Source organism: Undibacterium sp. Di27W, from assembly GCF_049340345.1.
Taxonomy (GTDB): domain Bacteria; phylum Pseudomonadota; class Gammaproteobacteria; order Burkholderiales; family Burkholderiaceae_D; genus Undibacterium.
Map to the genome: position 1 here is coordinate 100,227 of NZ_JBMPOS010000013.1, position 19,400 is coordinate 119,626.

Genomic DNA, 19,400 nt, shown 5'->3' on the forward strand with positions numbered 1-19,400 from the left:
TATTCAATCTCAAAAATCTATGACAATTCAAAAACAAGGTTCACTGGTCTGTGTTGGTACTGGCATGCGTATGGCGGGCCAATTGACGCCGATTGCGCAAAGTTATATGGAATCTTTCGATATCGTCATTGCAGCAGTGCCCAATATTTTTACGCGTAAATGGTTGCAGGGTGTGGCCAAGGAATATGTCTGCCTCAATGATCATTATGATGACACCAGAGTCGATGGCAAGACCAGGCGTGATACCTACAGGCGTATGGCCGATACTATTTTGAAAGAAGTGCGCGCTGGCAAAAAGGTATGTGCGGCTTTTTATGGCCACCCAGGCATATTTGCCTGCATCTCGCATTTGGCCATTGCCGAGGCGCGAGAAGAGGGGTATGAGGCGCATATGGAGCCTGGTATTTCTGCGCTGGATTGCTTGGTAGCCGACTTGGGGATAGACCCGGGCAGCCATGGTATGCAGTCGATGGAATCGACACAGTTCATGATTTATAAGCGCACTCTGGACCCTACTGCCTTGCTGGTGTTGTGGCAGGTTGGCATTGCTGGTGACTTGACCTTGAAGCGCTTTGATACAGAACCAGCACATTTGCAAATCCTGGTAAATAAACTGGCGCAGTATTATCCGCTGGATCATGAAGTCATTTTGTATGAAGCAGCCACGGATCCCCTGGAAAAAACACGTATAGACAAGTTGCCTTTGGGTGATTTGCCCAAGATGAGTTACCGGCAAATCACGACCCTGGTAATACCACCGGCGAAACCCCTGGAAAAAGACCAGGCGATTATTGATGAACTCAATGCCCTTGCCGCCTTGAGGGCACAGGTTCAGCAAGCGGCTTGATAGCTCAAACTATGACTGGCAAGGATATGACCAGTCATAATGTGAGGAAACTTGCACCTTAAAAAGCCTTTCACGGCGAGCGCTGATTGCGCCATCTGTGAAGGGCTTTTTGTTGTCAGCTCATTATGCAAAGGCATGCAAAGGTATGTTAAAGCAGGCATACCAGTGATAAAAGTATCTAAATGTACTTAAATAGCTAATTTGTAAATATATTTGCTATTGCTGGCAGGTTACAAATATCTGCTTTCAATTTGATTTACACTTATTTAGAATTGGTCGCGTGAGACAAAATGGTTTGTCAACATGTTGGGGGATACTGATGAAAAAAATGATGAAAAACACTTTGTTAGGACTGGCTTTGGTCGGCGGCATGTCGGTGGCCTTTGCTGAAGGCGTGGACACCTCGGTTGACGGCATTTTCAATGCCCTGACAACGACGAGCAATTTGCAAGCTACTGTCGATAGTCTGGTTGCTGGTGGTGCCAATCCACAATCCATCGTTTCTGTGGCTGCTGCTGCAGGCATACCGCTGGATACAGTCAAGGATTTGCAGGTCTGCGTGAATTCTTCTGCACCTGATGCAACAGTATTGAGCGCTTCCTGCATGAGACAGCGTAGTCTGGTGACTGCCTATGCAGCTGGTGTGAATGACCCTATGAAATACTTGCCAGCAACTGCGGCAGGCAAGCGTCAAAGCAAAGATACCAGCAAAACCAACTAATACGATGTAGTTCGGTTTTGCCATTGAAAAAGGCGGGCATGTCACATGTCCGCCTTTTGTCATTCTGGCCTGGCAATCTCAGGCTTGCCTTAGCCATCCTGATTTGTATTGTTATGCTTTCTTCCTGAGCGGCGCCAGCAATTCACCGAGATTATTGTGATCAATCTCATACATCAGTTCCAGCAGGCGGCCAATTTCACCTTTGGGGAAACCTTCTCGCGCAAACCAGCCCAGGTAATTGCCAGGCAAGTCAGCGATGACGGTATCTTTATATTTACCGTAGGGCATTTTAAAACTCAGCAGTCTTTGCAGGTCATCTGCTTGCATGGTCTTAATCCTCTGACTTTTTACCGGATTCTGCGGGTGGTGTGCTGCTTGCTGCCTGGCTTGCGCTTGCTGGTGGTGCAGGGGGGGCTGTTACGGTTTTCTTTTCTTCCTCGGTTTCCTGGATATAGGGTACGCTATCCAGATAACGGTCCAGCAATTCAAAGAATTGCTCGTAGAACTGGCCGGTAGGTATGGTTTCGCTGGCGACTTTGACCAGGGCGTCATCAGTAGAGCCAAAGGGCAGGGAGACTGAGCCTATGGCGCTGACACCGATGCTGGCGGAAGTATTACTCTTTTTCAGCGAATAGCGATCACGCACGGCATTGGCAAAGACGGTGGTGCTGTTGCTGCCCTTGCTGTCTGCCACGCAGACGACATTGAATTCTATTTCTGCATGGATGTCGGCTTCTGGCTGGTACTTCCTGCGGCCTTTGAGGACTGAGGGTTTCCAGTCGCTGATGACATAGCCCTGGCTCAACAGGGCACGGCGCGCGGCTTCGCAGGCACTTTTTTCAGTACCAGGAAAACTACGGGTAAATACGCCGGTAGCACCAAATTCTTCATGCTGCAGGCCAGCGTGCTTGGTAGTAGTGCAGGCGCTTAACAAGGCCAGAGTGAGGGCGAGTGGTACAAATAATTTGCGGTGAATCATTTTTATTTCAATATGCTGGTCGAGGTGAGCTTGTGCGGGCATTCATGCCAGCGCTTCTTTTGCCGCCTCTTCTGGTGTTAATCCATCAAAAAACAGATCCGTGAACCATTCTATCTGTTCCTCTATATGGTCTTGCGCCTGGTTGACGGTAGCACCGCCAGCAACGAGGAAGCCTTCTACTTCGGTGCACCAGGCAATCAACGCCTCGGTTTCCGGGTCCAGTTCATTCTTTTTTGCCATGATGTTTCTTTCTTGCTTATAGGTGCTTATAGGAGTCTAGGCCGTATTTTAACTTGCCAGCACCATGGAGGTGTGACGGCTGCATTAAATACCAGGCAACAGGTGCCAGGTTATTAAGATATAACGCGGCGGTGGAGGATTTGGGTGACAAATATTGTAGAGAATTTTAAGACCAAAGAACTCACCACAGAGCAAGGAAAGACTGCTTGCAAGCAGTCTTCGTTGCACAGGCGAGGAGCATGCTCCTCGAAACCCCTGCTGCACCACTGAGACACAGAGTTTTCACAGAGAAATTCTGTTGAGTTTATTTCGCGCCTTAGGAATTTCTTTGCGCATGAATACAGGTAGTTCATCGTTAGATAAATAAGCTTAGCTTATTTATACGCTTTTCTCTGTGCGCCTCTGTGCAAACTCTGTGTCTCTGTGTTGAAAGATCTTAGAAACTCCCGGCAAACTGATAACGCTTACCCGGATGCCACATAGTCACGCTGGTGGCGATCATGTCGCGGGAGCGGGTGGTTCTGTGCAAGACCAGGCAGGCTTCCTTGGCTGAGATATGCAGCATCTCAGCGATTTGCCGGGGCGGCAGCACGGCTTCTATGCTGTAATCAACGCCTTGCAAGGGGGCCACTGCCACCAGGTATTCATTCGGTGTCATGGTGCTGAAGTCTTGTTGCAGGTATTCTGGCGTCACGCTGGAATTGACCCAGCGGTCTTCGACCTGTATTGCCACTTCGTTTTCAAAGTGGACAATGACAGAGTGAAATAAAGAATGACCAGGCTGTACCTGGAATTCTGCTGCCAGTTGCTCGCCTGCGACTTCTGCCTTCAGTTCATGTAATTCACTGCGGTGGGCATGGCCGCGTGAACGAATTTCTTCAGCGATACTTTTAATCGCCACCAGCGTCGCCTGGTATTTTTGTTGCGCCACATAGGTGCCGGAGCCTTGTATGCGTGTCAGGATTTGTTCACTGGTCAGTTCGCGCACGGCGCGGTTGACTGTCATGCGCGAGACACCAAACTGGCTGGCCAGCGCAGTTTCGGCAGGGATGGCATCACCTTCTTTCCATTTGCCTGACTGGATTTCCTGGAGCAGGGTATCTTTGATGACTTGAAAAGCAGGAATTTCTGGCTTGCTGGGTTTCACAGGATAGGTGACATGGAAGTAATGGGTGCCTGCATTTTCTCATAGCAAGTCAGCGATAGCGAATATATTGACCAGCACTGTCATTTTTTGCGCGGCAGGGCAGAAAATTTGCTGGCAATATCGAGTTCACGGAAGCGCATAAGGATGAAATCAACAAACAGCCTGGTCTTGGCAGGCATGAGTTTGCTGCTGGCATAGTAGAGTGAAATCGCGCCTATATCTGCATGCCATTCCGGCAGCAGGCGCAGTAATGCACCACTTTCTAAAAAGGGCAGGGCATGCAGCCTGGGGACCATGGCTACTCCTAAATGCAGCAGAGCTGCATGACACATCGCTTCGGGGTCGTCCATGATGATGCGGGTCTTGAGTTCCATCGTTGCTTCTTCGCCCTTAGCATTGCGCAGTGTCCATGAGCGCAACCTGCCGCTTTGAGGTGAGCGGCGCATGATGCCATCCAGGTCTGCCAGGTCAGTGGGTTTTGCTGGTATTTTGTGCTTGGACAGGTAGCCAGGTGAAGCCACCGGTATCACATGCGCCCGCCCGATCTCACGCGCAATCACCCCCGGCACCAGCTCTATGCCGCCGCCGATGGCGACGTCAAAGCCCTCTGCGATCAGGTCTACGCTGCGGTTGTCAAAATGCAGGTCGGGAACCACATCAGGGTAGGTGTTAATAAAATCATTCACCGCTGGTAAAACATAATCACGACCAAAGGCCAGTGCCAGGCTGATTTTCAATATGCCTGCTGGTTTGCCTGCAACGTTTTCTACATTTGCCAGGGCCGCTTGTATGCTGTCCAGCCCGCCACTGACCTGGGCCAGGAATACTTCTCCTGCCTCAGTCAGCATCAGGCTGCGTGTGCTGCGCTGGAACAGGCGTATCCCCAGGCGTGATTCCAGCTTGGCGACATTCTTGCTGACCGCTGCTGGTGTCAGCCCCAGATTGCGCGCTGCCTGCGAAAAACTGCCTGCTTCTGCACTGCGCACGAAAGATTCTATGCTGGACAGTGTTTCCATGATTTCTCCTTATTTTTCCCGATTACTTTCAACCTTTGGTTGAAAGTAATGTAATCGATTATGGACTATTTGTAATTGATTTTGAAGCGCAAAATAGCCTCATCCAATAAGGGATTAGAGAAATTCAACCGAAGCAAACAGGAGAACGACATGACACAAGTACTCGACACACAACAAGCAAACACATCCAAAGCAAACCTGGCCGGTAAAACAGCCCTGGTCACTGGCGGTTCACGTGGCATAGGTGCGGCGATTGCGCGCAAGCTAGTGGCTGACGGAGCTGCCGTTGCCATCACCTATTCCAGCAGTGCGCAGCAGGCAGAGCAACTGGTGGCAGAGCTACGTTCAGCCGGTGGCAAGGCGCTGGCTATTCGTGCTGATGCGCAAGATGCCGATGCCGTCAGGCAGGCTGTTGCAAGAACAGTGGCAGAATTTGGCAGCCTTGATATTCTGGTCAACAACGCAGGCGCGCTGGTTGCTGGCGGCATCGCTGACATCAGCATGGAAGACTATCAACGTCTGATCGCCGTGAACGTGACGGGCGTGTTTGTTGCCTCGCAAGAAGCGCAGCGCCATATGAAAGAGGGCGGCCGCATCATTAACATAGGTAGTGTCAATAGCGATTATGTGCCCGTAGCTGGCCTGTCGCTGTACGCCTTGACCAAAGGTGCAGTAGCCTCATTCACCCGCGGTCTGGCACGCGATCTGGGCGCACGTGGCATCACCGTCAATAATGTACAGCCCGGCCCGGTTGATACAGAAATGAATCCGGCCAACGGTGCTTTTGCCGACACCATGCGCAGCTACATGGCGACTGGCAAATACGGTACAGGTACACAGATCGCCAGCCTGGTTGCTTACCTGGCGAGTGAAGATGCGGCATTCATTACCGGTGCCAACCTCAAGGCGGATGGCGGCTTTGATGCCTGATATGGTAAGTAAAGATGTATGAACAAAGAGTCGGGTTGCCTGCAGGCTTGTGCAGCGCAGCCCGGCTTTTTTTGTGTGACAATGATGGCCGAATCCGGCGGGATATATCCTGTCGCATTGCGTAAGATTTCGATGTTTTTTACCTGATTAACATTTGGAGTTTTCATGACAGCCACAAGTTTTAGTAAATTCAACGAACTGCACCAGGGCAGTACACCCTTGTTGTTACCCAATGCCTGGGATGCCGCCAGTGCTATCCTGTTTGAGCGTGACGGTGCCACAGCGATTGCCACGTCCAGTGCATCGCTGGCCTGGGCGCTGGGCTATGCTGATGGTGGCACTGTGCCACGTGCAGAATTGCTGGCAGCTGTGCGACGCATCATGCGTGTCATCAAAGTGCCTTTGTCGGTGGATATTGAAGATGGCTATAGTGACGATGTCGACACGGTTGCCGACCTGGTAGCAGACTTGCAGCAGTATGGTGTGACTGGCATCAATCTTGAAGATGGTGGCGGCACACCTGAATTGCTGGTCGCAAAAATCAAGGCCATACGTAGCAAGCTGGCTGGTGCTGAATTCTTCATCAATGCCAGGACAGATGTTTATCTGCGTGGATTGGCGAGTGGAGATGCCGCCCTGCAAATGGCAATCAGCCGTACGCAAGCCTACCAGGCTGCCGGAGCCAGTGCTGCGTTTTTGCCCGGGCTTTGCGACGCTGCGGTAATTTCTGCAATTGCCCAGGCACTTGACATCCCTGTCAACATCATGGCCGTGCCTGGCATGCCGGACATTAATCAATTGTTTGCTGCCGGTTGCCGTCGTTTTTCACTGGGACCTGTAGCTTTCCAGCTTGCTTATCACCACGGCAGGGAAGGTGTGCACCAGTTTTTGCATCAGGGGCAGACAGCTTCATTATTCAAACATGAGCTCAGTTATCCATATATGAATGCAGCCTTGAATATTGATGGCTGAAATGAGCAACTGACAAGGTGCTGAAAAACAGATCATCCACGCTGGATGATCTGCTGAAAAGTTATCCATGCTGCTTCGGCCCAGCGCCTTGTTGGGGCAGCAGATGCCATGCTGATTTTGCTTGATAAATTCAGGGCCTAAGCTGCAGCACCCATGCTTCCCAATCCCTTACCGGTTCACCACCCAGCTGTCTGTAAAACCGCTTTGCATTGCTATTGCCTGGCAGCACATCCCATTTTAATCTGCCACAACCATGCTGCCTGGCGGCAGCTATCACAGCTAGCATCAAGGCCCGGCCTACGCCAAGCTGGCGTGCCGGTGCGGTGACATATAATTCCTTGAGTCGGCAGTCTGGACGCAGGTCATAAGTGAAAGCAACTTCGACGAGGGCTGCATAAGCCAGCAAGTCCCCTGCTGCTGTCACTGCCACATACGCCCTGAATTGTGGTTGCTCTGCATCCAGGCCGCGTGCCAGTAAATCCTCGACGGTGACGCTAAATTCAGCCAGGTAGCCTTCAAAAGCGGCCAGTTCACGCATCAGTTGCAACAAGCCTGCCGCGTCAGCGGCGAGGGCAGGGCGTATGCAGAATGTCGATGGTCCCGTGATGGCACTCATGCCAGTTCGTTGACTTCTGTCGTCAGGCTAAAGCCTTCATCCAGCCAGCCAGTGATGCCACCCACCATGATCTTGACCGGGCGACCCAGTTGCGCCAGCTTGATGGCTGCACGTGCTGCGCCATTGCAATGTGGACCGGCGCAGTAAGTCACAAACAGAGTATCGGCTGGATAGCTGGCCAGTTTCGAGGCAATGATCTTGCCCCTGAGCAGGTTGATGGCACCTGGTACATGGCCCTTGGCATAAGACTCTGGGCTGCGTACATCCAGTATGACAAAGTCGGCATTGCCGCCAGAGAGTGCGTCATGAGTATCCCAGCAATCGGTTTCAAAGCGCAGGGTATCTGCAAAATGGGCGATGGTTTCTGCGCTGCTGGCTGCGGCGACTTCAGTAACGATGGACATGGGTTTTGCCTTTCATGTTGTGGTTGAAGATGTGCTCATTGTCTGTCTTGCGGACTTATCAGGGTAGTGGCGTTAACGGCATGATCCGGTAAGATCCCGCCAAAGTGTGGGGCGAGCACATTTTTTAAAATACCTCCGTATTTTTCGCTTGCAAAAGTTGTATATACAACTTAAACTTTCTTCCACTGATTGAGCTTTGTCTGGCTTTTTGCGTTTTTGTGCACTTGGCCGGATTTTTATATTTGCGCGGTATTCCTGCTGTTTTACCGCTATCCTGTATGTAAAGATTGATGGAGAGAGATGATGAATAACGATCCACGCTGGGATGCCAGCCGCGAAATCCACGCCCCACGCGGCCCGGAAAAAACCTGCAAGACCTGGGTAGCCGAAGCGGCCTACCGCATGATTCAGAATAATCTTGACCCTGCAGTGGCAGAAAACCCCAAACATCTGGTGGTCTACGGCGGCATAGGCCGCGCCGCCCGTAACTGGGAATGCTATGACCAGATCCTGGCATCACTCAAAGAACTCAATGAAGATGAAACCCTGCTGATACAGTCAGGCAAACCGGTAGGCGTGTTCAAGACACACGAAGATGCACCCCGGGTGCTGATCGCCAACTCCAACCTGGTGCCAAAATGGGCCAACTGGGAACATTTCAATGAACTCGACCGCAAGGGCCTGTTCATGTATGGCCAGATGACTGCCGGTAGCTGGATATATATTGGTACGCAAGGCATCGTCCAGGGCACTTATGAAACCTTTGCCGAGGCAGGTCGCCAGCATTTCAATGGTGACTGGGGTGGCCGCTGGATACTGACAGCTGGCCTGGGTGGCATGGGCGGCGCGCAACCTTTGGCTGCCAGCTTTGCCGGTGCGGTATCCCTTAACATCGAATGCCAGCAATCCAGCATAGACTTCCGTCTGCGCACCCGTTATGTCGACAAGCAAGCCAAGGATCTGGATGATGCTTTTGCTCTGATTAAACATCATTGCGACCGTAAAGAGGCTGTGTCGATTGCCTTGCTCGGCAATGCCGCAGAAATATTGCCTGAGCTGGTCAAGCGCGCAAAAGCGGGTGGCATGAAACCTGATCTGGTAACAGATCAAACCTCTGCCCATGATCTTATCAATGGTTACCTGCCTATAGGCTGGACAGTGGCCGAGTGGAAGGCTGCGCAACAAGATGCTGCACAACATGCAAAACTGACTGCCGATGCCTCGCAAGCCTGCGCTGTGCATGTGCAAGCCATGCTGGATTTCCACGCCATGGGTATACCGACAGTTGATTACGGTAATAATATCCGTCAGGTGGCTTTTGACACCGGCGTCAAGAATGCCTTCGACTTCCCTGGCTTTGTGCCTGCCTATATCCGCCCCTTGTTCTGCGATGGTAAAGGCCCATTCCGCTGGGTAGCCTTGTCTGGTGACCCGGAAGATATCCGCAAGACCGATGCCAAGATCAAGGAACTGTTCCCTGAGAATAAGGGTGTACACAAATGGCTGGAGATGGCTGGTGAGCGCATTGCCTTCCAGGGTTTGCCAGCACGTATTTGCTGGCTGGGCCTGGGTGAGCGCCATATCGCTGGCCTGGCATTCAATGAAATGGTCAAGAATGGCGAATTGAAGGCACCGATTGTCATTGGCCGTGACCATCTGGACACAGGCTCAGTCGCCAGCCCCAACCGCGAAACCGAAGGCATGCGCGATGGTACGGATGCCGTCTCCGACTGGCCATTGCTGAATGCATTGTTGAATACTGCAGGCGGTGCCAGCTGGGTATCGCTGCATCATGGCGGTGGCGTGGGCATGGGTTACTCTCAACATTCTGGCATGGTCATTGTTGCTGATGGTACTGAAGCTGCGGCGAAGCGCCTGGCGCGTGTGCTGGTCAATGACTGCGGTTCTGGCGTCATGCGCCATGCGGATGCGGGCTATGAGCAGGCTGTTGCTTGTGCTGAGCGTGAGGGATTGAATTTGCCTATGATTAAAAACGGTAAATAAGTACAAGTCTGACGCTGAACGTGAAGACGCGACATTAAACGTAGGTTGGGCTACGGTTTGCCAGCCCAACACTCAGCGTTTAAAGAACGTATCTTTATCGAAGGCCCAGTGTTGGGCTGATGAGGCGTAGCCTAGCGAGGCCCGGCCCAACCTACACACGACACTGTGTTCCAGCCTGCGCTGGAATGACGACATTAAAAGTATTCAGGAAAAACACATGAGTAATCATTTTGAAATTCAACCCGGCCAATTCACACTGAGCGATTTGCGCTCTATCTGGATCAAGGCCCAGCCTTTGAAGCTGGCAGAATCTGCCTATGCAGCTATCAATGCATCATCCGCCACCATCGATAAAATCGTTGCCAAAGGTGACGCGGCTTATGGCATCAATACCGGTTTTGGCAAACTGGCCAAGACTCGCATCCCTGATGACCAGCTGGAACTTTTGCAGCGCAATCTCATCTTGTCGCATTCCGTTGGTTCTGGCGAATTTATTTCTGACGAGATCGTGCGCCTGATCCTGGCGATGAAGATCGCCAGTCTGGCGCGTGGTGTGTCCGGCATACGTGCTTCTGTGATTGACAGCATGATCGCCATGTATAACGCCGGCATCATGCCGACTATCCCGGTCAAGGGCTCGGTCGGTGCATCCGGTGATCTGGCACCTTTGTCGCATATGACTCTGGCTATGCTGGGTGAGGGTGATGCGCGCGTCAATGGCAAACTGGTGCCAGCCAAAGAAGCACTGGCCGCTGCCGGTATCAAGCCTGTTGTTCTGGCAGCCAAGGAAGGTCTGGCACTCATCAATGGTACGCAAGTGTCAACTGCGCTGGCCTTGAATGGCCTGTTCCTGGCAGAGCGTTTGCTGGAAGCGGGCACCATTACTGGTTCCTTGTCAGTCGATGCTGCCAAGGGCAGTGATGCCCCGTTTGATGCGCGCATCCATAGCAGCCGCGGCCAGCCTGGTCAGATCGCAACCGCACAGATTTATCGCAGCCTGCTGGAAGGCAGTGAAATTCGTCAGTCCCACCTTGTCAATGACGAGCGCGTGCAAGATCCATATTGCCTGCGTTGCCAGCCACAAGTCATGGGTGCCTGCCTCGACATCATCAATAATGCAGCACGCACTTTGCTGATAGAAGCCAATGCGGTGACGGACAATCCGCTGGTGTTCGTGGAAACTGGCGAAGTCATTTCTGGTGGTAACTTCCATGCAGAGCCTGTGGCTTTTGCGGCAGATACCCTGGCACTGGCAATTGCAGAGATAGGTTCCATCTCTGAGCGCCGCATTGCCTTGCTGATCGATTCCTCGATTTCTGGTCTGCCACCTTTCCTGGTGCCTTCCTCCGGCTTGAATTCTGGTTTCATGATTGCTCACGTGACAGCAGCGGCGCTGGCATCTGAAAACAAATCACATGCTCACCCATCCAGTGTGGACAGTATTCCGACTTCGGCCAACCAGGAAGATCATGTCAGCATGGCGACCTATGGCGCACGCCGTTTGCATGAAATGGCCCACAATACGGCGACCATCGTTGGCATAGAATTGCTGGCCGCAGCACAGGGTGTGGACTTTCATGCACCTTTGCAAACATCGGCGATGTTGAAGCAAGTACATGCGCTTTTACGTGAAAAAGTGGCTTTTTATGATAAAGACAGGTTCTTTGCCCCTGATATAGAAGCTGCAAAAGCGCTGGTCGTTGAAGGCCATTTGAGCGCACAATGTCAGCAGTTGTATCAAAATCTGTATTTGGCCTGATTCTGCTTGAAGCTTAGCAGTTTGTATTAAGATAGTGGCTCTCTCATCTGAGAGGGCCATTCTGTATTTTGCTGAAAGCTTTTGGATATATGCGCAAGTGGACAAAACAAGACTACCAAACCATGCCCTGGAAAAATGGCGGTGGCAGCACGACTGAGCTGGCGATATTTCCAACGGGCGCAGGTCTCGATCATTTCGTCTGGCGTTTCAGTACTGCCGAAGTCAGCAGCAATGGCCCGTTTTCGCATTTCGCCCAGATAGACAGGACGCTCGCGATTTTGTCTGGTGAAGGCTTGATACTGCATAGTGATAACGAGCAGGTTCATGGGCCTAGTGTCTTCCTTAAACAAGACAGCCTGCCGCACCAGTTCAGTGGCGAGACCCCCATCAATGCCGAACTCTTGCATGGTACCGTGCTGGACCTGAATATGATGACGCGGCGCGATGTCTGCACCCATCACATGCAAAGACTTGAAGCAGGCAAGCATTTCATTGAAGCCAATGATGCCCAGCAGCTTTTGCTGTTCTGTGCCAAGGGTAGTGCCCGTCTGGCGACAGGTGAGACTTTACAAGACTATGATTGCTGCCTGTTTGAAGAAGAACATGAGCATCAGGGTATAAGCCTGAACCTGCATGCGGATGAAGACGCGGTACTGTATCTGATACGCATACAATTTCTGAGCATGGGTGACAGCTGATGAATGCGACAGCTTTATCCTGGGATAGCCTGTGGACCAATGTTCACCTGGCCCGTATGAGCGATGGCTATGGCGAAATCAGGGAGGCTGCCATCGCCGTCAAGGATGGCAGGATTGCCTGGCTGGGCAAGCAAAGCGAATTGCCTGCTGGGTATGTCGCCGCTAAAACCCATGATGGCAAGGGCTGCTGGTTGACCCCCGGCCTCATTGATTGCCACACCCATCTGGTCTACGCTGGTAACCGTAGCAATGAATTTGAAGCACGCCTGAATGGCGTTGCCTATGAAGAAATCGCCAGACAGGGTGGCGGCATCAATGCCACCGTGCGTGCTACCCGTGCTGCAAGTCAAGATGAATTACTGGCTGTAACCCTGCCACGCCTGCATGCGATGCTGGCCGAAGGTGTCACAACGCTGGAAATCAAGTCTGGCTATGGTCTGGACCTGGAAACCGAAGCCCGCATATTGCGTGTGGCCAGACGCATAGGACGTGAATTTCCGGTGCGTGTCAAAACCACATTTCTGGGCGCGCATGCCTTGCCGCCAGAGTATGCAGGCAGGGCTGATGAATACATCAAACTGGTGTGCGAGCAGATGTTGCCTGCTCTGGTAGCTGAAGGACTGGTCGATGCCGTTGATGTGTTCTGTGAAAAAATAGGCTTTACGCCAGCCCAGACAGAACTGGTATTCCAGGCGGCACAAGCATTCGGCTTGCCAGTCAAGCTGCATGCTGAACAATTATCTGATCAGGGCGGTGCCGCATTGACAGCAAAGTACCAAGGTTTGTCGGCTGACCATCTGGAATATTTATCAGATGAGGGTATCGCCGCCATGGCGGCCAGTGGTACGGTGGCTGTGCTCTTGCCAGGTGCTTTTTACTTTTTGCGCGAAACCAAATATCCACCTCTGGCTGCCTTGCGTGCCGCTGGCGTGCCGATTGCGCTGGCAACTGACTGCAACCCCGGCACATCACCCATGACTTCACTGTTGCTGACCATGAATATGGCTTGCACCCTGTTCCGCATGACACCGCTGGAAGCTTTGCAAGGCGTGACTTGCCATGCAGCGCAAGCGCTGGGCTTGAGTGCTGAGGCCGGTAGCCTGGCAGTGGGCAAGGCGGCAGATTTCGCACTGTGGGATATCGCCAGACCGGCGGATCTGGCCTACCACATAGGGGGCAATCCTTTGCAGGCCAAGGTGTTTGCGGGCAAATTGCTGGCTTAGCAGGCTCAAAATCTTTGCTGATTGACATTCTTTAACCCCGCATGCGCGGGGTTTTCTTTTTATCGCAGTCACTGGCGACTATAATCTTGTTTGGAACACAAACGCAGCAGACTCACCAGACGACATCATGACCACAATAAAACAGAAAATGACTAACGCAAACCAACGCTGGCATCTAGGGCGCTGGGCTGCAGGCTTTATCGGGCTGCTGTTATTGCTGGTGGTATTGAGTTGGGTTTTTCTGCCCGGCATAGTCAAACGCATCGCCACAGAACAAGTGCAACAGCAAATAGGCCGCAAGCTGGACATGGCGGATATTCGCTTTTCACCTTTCAGGCTGGCACTGACTATAGAGGGCTTGAATTTATATGAAGCTGACCAGCGCACACCCGCAGTCAAGGTCAGGGAACTGGTTCTGAATTTGTCACTGGCATCGCTGTTTCGTCAGGCCCTCATCGTTGATGAAGTCAGGCTCACAGAGCCTTACGTGCATATTATCCGCACCCCAGGTGAGGGTTATGGACGCTACAACTTCAGCGATGTCCTGGAGAAAATTGCAGCCATGCCCAAGAGCGAATCAACCACACGCTTTTCGCTGGCGAACCTGCAACTTGCCGGTGGCCGTATAGAGATAGATGACAAGGTCGTCAATGAACAATTCAAGATAGAAGCTTTGCAAATCGGCGTGCCCTTTGTGTCCAACTTCCCTAATCAGGTAGAGAGTTTTGTTGAGCCTCTGTTATCGGCCAAGGTCAATGGTTCAAACTTTGTACTCAAGGGCAGGGCCAGGCCATTCACGAATAGCCTGGATACTTCACTGGCGATCGATTTGGATAAGCTGGATCTGACACAATATTTGCCCTATGTACCCGCGGCCTTGCCAGTGAAAATTCAGAATGCAAAATTGTCGACCAAACTGGATTTGATTTTCAGTCGCAAGAATGCTCATGCAGAATTACTGTTGGCAGGTGACGTGCATCTGGATGAGCTGCATGTCAATGATAAGGCAGATGCACCATTGCTGAAGCTGGGCAGTCTGCATGCGCAAATCAAACAGGTGAATGTCATGACAGCCGCAGCCAGCATCAGCAAGCTGGAGTTGTCAGCGCCAGAAATCTGGCTGGATATCAATCAGCAGGGGCAACTGAACTGGGCCAGCCTGGCTGCGCCGGCTAGCCCAGCCAAAGATGGCAAAGCAAATAATAAGAATGCAACAGTGCCAGCAGTGGCCAGCGCCTCTGCCTCCGCTTCAGCATCGTCTTCAGCAGCGAGCGTGGCAAAACCTGTCACAGTCTTGCAGCAACTGGCAGAGCTGCAATTGTCAAAAGGGATAGTGCATTTCCGTGATGCCAAGCATGCCAACCCCGCACAGACCGTCAATCTCAAAGATATCAGCTTTAGCGCGCATGGACTGTCATCTTCAGCCGACGCCAAAGTTGCGCCTTTCAAGCTTGCACTGAGTGGCGAAAATGACGAAAGTCTGAAACTGGAAGGTGAGATGCAAGCACTGGCTGGCACGGTCAAAGCACAACTGGCGTTAAGCTCCTGGTCACTGGCCACTTACCAGCCTTTGCTGAGCAATTATTTACTCGCAAGCGTCAGCGGTAAATTTGACGTGAATGCGCAATTGCAAGTGCAAAAAGGTCTGGTGCAAGTCGATGATCTGGGCATGAAACTGAGTCAGTTTGCCATCAAGCCCAAGTCTGCTGATGATGGTATTTTCAACCTGAAAGCATTGACGGTAGATAAGCTGACTCTGAACATGGAGAGCAGGCAAGTCAATATAGGCAGTATATTGTTTGATGGCCTGGTGACCGATGTATTGCGCGATGAACAGGCGGTATTGAATTTTAAAAAATGGCTGAAATCTGGTGCAGGCACAAATCAGGCCGCACCTGAGGTAGCTGGCAATAATGCGGCAAGCACTGCAACTGCTCCTGCATGGAAAGTCAATTTGGCCGCCCTGGATTTCAAGGATAGTGCTGTCAGCTACAACGATAAATCCATGTCGCCAGAAGTAAAAATCAAGCTTGATGGTTTTAGCCTGCATGCAGAAAAACTCAGCAGCGATATGTCGCAGCCAGTGAAAATGACTTTGCAGACCAATATAGGTAAAAAGTCTAAGCTGATTCTTGATGCAACAGCATCCAGCCAGTTAAAAAATATCAGCATGAATCTGGATGGTCAAGGTTTGCCTGTGTCGGCATTATTCCCCTATGTATCACCCTATGTGAATGCTGCGCTGACACGAGGCCGGGCAGATATCAAGGGTAAATTGAACCTGACTAATGTGCTTGATAGCAGCAGGCAGATCAATTATGAAGGCATGCTGGCATTGAATGATTTTCACCTGCTGGAAAACGGTGCAGACGAAGATTTCCTGGAATGGAAGAACATCTCCATGGATGGCATCAGTGCCCAGATTGGTGGCGACAAACAGTTAGTCAACCTGAAAAAACTCGCCCTCAATGACTTTTATGCGCGTGCCATTTTGTCTGCCAGGGGCAAGTTGAATATACAAACCATACTCAGCACCAAGAAGGCAGATGCAGAAGAAGCTGAAGCAACAGCTCAGGCCACTCCGACAGATGATGCAGCCAAAGCTGTCACCAGCAAAACTGCGACATCGACTATCGTCACCGTGCCCTTGCCCGCCAAGGTGGAAAAAGCCAACCCGATTGCTATACGCATAGCGCAGACCACGCTGAAGGGCGGCAATATCAATTTCACCGACAATTTCGTCAAGCCCAATTACACCGCGAATCTGACTGGTGTTGCCGGTACCATAGGTGCGATAGCCTCAGACAATCCTCAGCCTGCAAGCATAGAACTGACAGGCAAGGTTGATGATGATGCGCCACTGCTCATATCCGGTGCTTTGAATCCTTTGTCCAATCCGATTTTCATGGATGTAAAGGCCAGTGCAAACGGTCTGGAATTGACTCGCCTGACACCGTATGCTGCCAAGTATGCAGGTTATGTCATAGAAAAGGGTAAGCTGTCGATGCAGGTGTCTTACCGCATAGAGAACCAGCAATTACAGGCAGAAAATGATGTGCGGCTTGATCAGCTGACTTTTGGCGAAAAAGTGGATAGCCCGACCGCGACCAAATTGCCCGTCATGCTGGCCGTGGCCTTGTTACGCGATAACCAGGGCAGGATAAATATTAATTTACCGATTACCGGCTCCCTGTCTGATCCGCAATTTTCAGTCGGTGGCATTATCTTCAAGGTGTTCATGAACGTGATTACCAAGGCCGTGACTTCGCCATTCGCCTTGCTGGGTTCCATGTTTGGTGGCGGTGAAGAGCTTGCTTATACCGAGTTCTTGCCAGGTCAAACCAGCCTGACTCCCGAGGCAACAGCCAAGCTTGACAACCTGGCCAAGGCACTTAAAAACCGCAGCGCCTTGAAACTGGACATCATAGGCCGGGTAGAGCCAGCGACTGACAGTGACGGCATACGCCAGATATTGCTGCTGCAAAAAATGCGCGAATTGAAATGGAAAGACGTGCATCAAAAAGACCGCACGATCAAAAAAGAAGATATCGTTATTACAGATGTTGAAAAAGCCAAGTATGTAGAAGAAGTCTATCAAGCCGAAAAATTCACCAAGCCACGCAATGCGGTTGGCATGGCCAAAACCCTGCCAACCGCAGAAGCCGAAAAAATGATACTCGCCAATACACAGGTCACGCCGGATGCCTTGCGCAGCCTGGCGCAAAAACGTGCAGATAATGTGCGTGATTATCTGGAAGATGTTTCTGGTATTGAACGCGAAAGATTATTCCTGATTGCTCCCAGACTCAATGCCGATGGTATCAAGGACAAGGGTAGTCCGAGTCGGGTGGATTTTTCGCTGAAATAACTTAAAATAGCTTAAGCGAGATGAAAGCAGCGCAAAGTGATTGCCTGCTGTAATGAGGTGGCGCGTTGATGCTGTCGCAGTAGTTGCAGTAGTTGCAGTAGTTGCAGTAGTTGCAGTAGTTGCAGTAGTTGCAGTAGTTGCAGCAGAGATTGGTACATGAGCTCTGCTGCATCCCTGTTACTGCGCTGCGCGCTTCGCTGTTCGCTTATATATCCCACCCTTTTTCCAGACTGGCATCGCTGTATCGTTAGCCACCGCATAACCCAGATTCAAAGTAAATTGCGCCTGTTGTAGCATGCCGCCTAAATCCCAAGCTGGGTTGTAGCGATCGCGCGGGGTGTGGTAGTCTTTTTTGAATGCTTTCATTTGAGCAGCCTCTTGTTCAGCATCGTGATCGAAGGCAAATGATCCATCACCAGAAAACACGGCAGAGCCAACATTGAACGCCGGAACCCCCGCCCGCACAAAGTTGAAATGGTCGGCGCGAAAGAATGCGCCCCCTAAATCGGCAACCGGTGGCGCAATACGCAAGCCCATTTTTTTTGCAACCGAGGTGGCACTGCTAAACAGACTGCTGTGTTCACTGCCTGCCACACCTATGTCCTGGGTTTTTCCGACAAAATTCATGCTGTCCAGATTCAGATCGGCCGCAGTTTTTGCCAGTGGCCATAATGGCTGTTGAACATAAAATGCGCTGCCTAGCAAGCCCTGTTCTTCCGCCGCAGGCCATAAGAAAATCTGTGTGCGTTTCGCTGGATGTGCCACCGCAGCTTGTGCCATGGCCAGCAATGCCGCAGCACCGGAAGCATTGTCCACGGCACCATTCCAGATTTGTGCGGGTTTGCCAGGTTCTTGCACTATGCCCAGATGATCCCAGTGTGCGGAATACAGTACTGCCTCATGTTTCAGTTTTGCGTCTTTGCCAGGCACCATGCCTATGATGTTTTGCTGCTCCACTTTACGTACAGTACTGCGCAATGTGACATGTATCCTGGCATCGATGGCGACCGGTTTGAATTCACGGGTTTCGGCTTGTGCACGCATTGCATCCAAATCTTGTCCCGCAGCGGTGAACAGCGCTTTGGCAGTATCTTCCTGTATCCAGCCTTCCAGCGCATTTCCATTGTTCCCAAGACTGAAACGTTCGTGGCTAAAAGATGTTTGTGGCACGTTCCAGGCGTAGCTGGCAGAGGGCAAAGTATGTATCAATAGCACACCGGCAGCGCCCTGGCGTGCGGCTTCTTCAAACTTGTAGGTCCAGCGGCCATAATAGGTGAGTGCTTTTCCGGCAAAACGATTTGGCTCCGCTACTGTTGGCTGAGGATCGTTAACCATCATGATCAACAACTTGCCTTTAAGGTCTATGCCTTTGAAATCATCCCAATGTTCTTCTGGTGCACGCACACCGTAGCCGACAAACACCAGAGTTGCATTGAAATCATTGTCGGCTTTGCCGTTGGAAGAACCATATACAATCTCAGCCCCCATGGCTGGCGAGAGGCTGGCTTTACTTGTTTCAAAACGGAGTTGGCTACTGTTGAGAGTCTGGCTGCCTAGCAGCGTCACAGTTTGGCGGTAGCCATTTGCTCCTGGTATTTGCACCAAACCCATAGCCGCTGCTTGTGCTTCCAGGTAGTGCACTGCAAGATCGCCGCCGCGTTGGCCAGTTCCACGTCCTTCCAGCAAATCGTCAGATAAAAATGCCAGATGCGCACGCAAGGGCGCTTCTTGTACTTGCTGTGCCAGTGTCGGATGATGGGGGAGCGCAAAATGTAAAGCCAGGCTGGATATGGCGGTCAACGCGAAGCGCATCAGTACTCCTGTGAAGTCTATAAATTGATTTGATTGGTCGCCAGATCATATTACATGGCGGGTATTTTTAGAGGCCAAAGGCCCGCAGCAACAGGAAAACAGTCCTGTTGCCCTTAATTACTTGCTATGTAGCAATGATAATCTCGATTGGTTTGGCGTATGAG

General features: G+C 51.4%; 17 protein-coding genes. 9 read left to right on the plus strand and 8 right to left on the minus strand.

All coding sequences use genetic code 11. From position 1 onward, the window contains the following. Positions 1-19: 19 nt before the first annotated feature. Positions 20-847, plus strand: a complete 828-nt coding sequence (locus tag ACO0LF_RS23550; protein WP_423018449.1) for an SAM-dependent methyltransferase — start codon at positions 20-22, stop codon at positions 845-847. A 328-nt stretch (positions 848-1,175) separates the two neighbouring features. After that, the gene (locus tag ACO0LF_RS23555; protein ID WP_423018451.1) at positions 1,176-1,568 is read left to right on the plus strand and encodes a hypothetical protein; all 393 of its coding nucleotides are present in this window, start codon (positions 1,176-1,178) and stop codon (positions 1,566-1,568) included. 111 nt (positions 1,569-1,679) lie between these two features. Here the strand turns inward: ACO0LF_RS23555 and ACO0LF_RS23560 are convergent, their stop codons facing one another. The 5 genes from ACO0LF_RS23560 to ACO0LF_RS23580 all read right to left on the minus strand — a co-directional run bounded on the left by ACO0LF_RS23560 (position 1,680) and on the right by ACO0LF_RS23580 (position 4,950). Beyond that, entirely contained in the window at positions 1,680-1,895 is a 216-nt protein-coding gene (locus tag ACO0LF_RS23560) for a DUF3820 family protein (RefSeq protein WP_423003232.1), read from the minus strand. 4 nt (positions 1,896-1,899) lie between these two features. Further along, positions 1,900-2,547, minus strand: coding sequence for a DUF2242 domain-containing protein (locus ACO0LF_RS23565; RefSeq protein WP_423018453.1), 648 nt, complete (start codon positions 2,545-2,547; stop codon positions 1,900-1,902). Between the two features lie 42 nt (positions 2,548-2,589). After that, entirely contained in the window at positions 2,590-2,787 is a 198-nt protein-coding gene (locus ACO0LF_RS23570; protein WP_211324398.1) for a hypothetical protein, read from the minus strand. A 436-nt stretch (positions 2,788-3,223) separates the two neighbouring features. Further along, positions 3,224-3,934 (minus strand): histidine utilization repressor, encoded by a 711-nt coding sequence (gene hutC / locus ACO0LF_RS23575; protein WP_423018455.1) that lies wholly within the window; start codon positions 3,932-3,934, stop codon positions 3,224-3,226. An 80-nt stretch (positions 3,935-4,014) separates the two neighbouring features. Continuing rightward, a complete protein-coding gene (locus ACO0LF_RS23580) occupies positions 4,015-4,950 on the minus strand; it encodes a LysR family transcriptional regulator (RefSeq protein WP_423018457.1) in 936 nt (311 codons plus the stop codon). Between the two features lie 150 nt (positions 4,951-5,100). Here ACO0LF_RS23580 and ACO0LF_RS23585 point away from each other — a divergent pair, with 150 nt between their 5' ends. Together ACO0LF_RS23585 and ACO0LF_RS23590 are read left to right on the plus strand one after the other, a co-directional pair. Further along, complete coding sequence (locus ACO0LF_RS23585; RefSeq protein ID WP_423018459.1) at positions 5,101-5,880, plus strand: 3-oxoacyl-ACP reductase family protein; 780 nt, start codon at positions 5,101-5,103, stop codon at positions 5,878-5,880. A gap of 165 nt (positions 5,881-6,045) precedes the next feature. Continuing rightward, entirely contained in the window at positions 6,046-6,852 is an 807-nt protein-coding gene (locus ACO0LF_RS23590) for an isocitrate lyase/PEP mutase family protein (RefSeq protein WP_423018461.1), read from the plus strand. A gap of 130 nt (positions 6,853-6,982) precedes the next feature. On the opposite strand, the gene ACO0LF_RS23595 is transcribed toward ACO0LF_RS23590, so the two are convergent. Both ACO0LF_RS23595 and ACO0LF_RS23600 read right to left on the minus strand, forming a co-directional pair. Further along, positions 6,983-7,468 carry a GNAT family N-acetyltransferase gene (locus ACO0LF_RS23595; RefSeq protein ID WP_423018463.1) on the minus strand — a complete coding sequence of 162 codons (486 nt, stop codon included), beginning with the start codon at positions 7,466-7,468 and terminating at the stop codon, positions 6,983-6,985. Further along, entirely contained in the window at positions 7,465-7,872 is a 408-nt protein-coding gene (locus ACO0LF_RS23600) for a rhodanese-like domain-containing protein (protein WP_423018465.1), read from the minus strand. Before ACO0LF_RS23600 ends, ACO0LF_RS23595 begins: the two co-directional genes overlap by 4 nt. 300 nt (positions 7,873-8,172) lie before the next feature. On the opposite strand from ACO0LF_RS23600, the gene hutU reads away from it, so the two are divergent. From hutU to ACO0LF_RS23625, 5 genes are all read left to right on the plus strand, one after another. Next, entirely contained in the window at positions 8,173-9,876 is a 1,704-nt protein-coding gene (hutU, locus tag ACO0LF_RS23605) for a urocanate hydratase (protein ID WP_423018467.1), read from the plus strand. Between the two features lie 217 nt (positions 9,877-10,093). Further along, entirely contained in the window at positions 10,094-11,635 is a 1,542-nt protein-coding gene (gene hutH / locus ACO0LF_RS23610; protein WP_423003214.1) for a histidine ammonia-lyase, read from the plus strand. A gap of 89 nt (positions 11,636-11,724) precedes the next feature. Continuing rightward, positions 11,725-12,333, plus strand: a complete 609-nt coding sequence (locus ACO0LF_RS23615) for a HutD family protein (protein WP_423018469.1) — start codon at positions 11,725-11,727, stop codon at positions 12,331-12,333. Next, positions 12,333-13,556 carry an imidazolonepropionase gene (gene hutI / locus ACO0LF_RS23620; RefSeq protein ID WP_423018471.1) on the plus strand — a complete coding sequence of 408 codons (1,224 nt, stop codon included), beginning with the start codon at positions 12,333-12,335 and terminating at the stop codon, positions 13,554-13,556. Before ACO0LF_RS23615 ends, hutI begins: the two co-directional genes overlap by 1 nt. 148 nt (positions 13,557-13,704) lie before the next feature. Continuing rightward, positions 13,705-17,424 carry a DUF748 domain-containing protein gene (locus ACO0LF_RS23625; protein ID WP_423018473.1) on the plus strand — a complete coding sequence of 1,240 codons (3,720 nt, stop codon included), beginning with the start codon at positions 13,705-13,707 and terminating at the stop codon, positions 17,422-17,424. A 177-nt stretch (positions 17,425-17,601) separates the two neighbouring features. Here ACO0LF_RS23625 and ACO0LF_RS23630 read toward each other — a convergent pair whose 3' ends face one another. Then, positions 17,602-19,236 (minus strand): M28 family peptidase, encoded by a 1,635-nt coding sequence (locus ACO0LF_RS23630; protein ID WP_423018475.1) that lies wholly within the window; start codon positions 19,234-19,236, stop codon positions 17,602-17,604. Between the last annotated feature and the right edge of the window lie 164 nt (positions 19,237-19,400).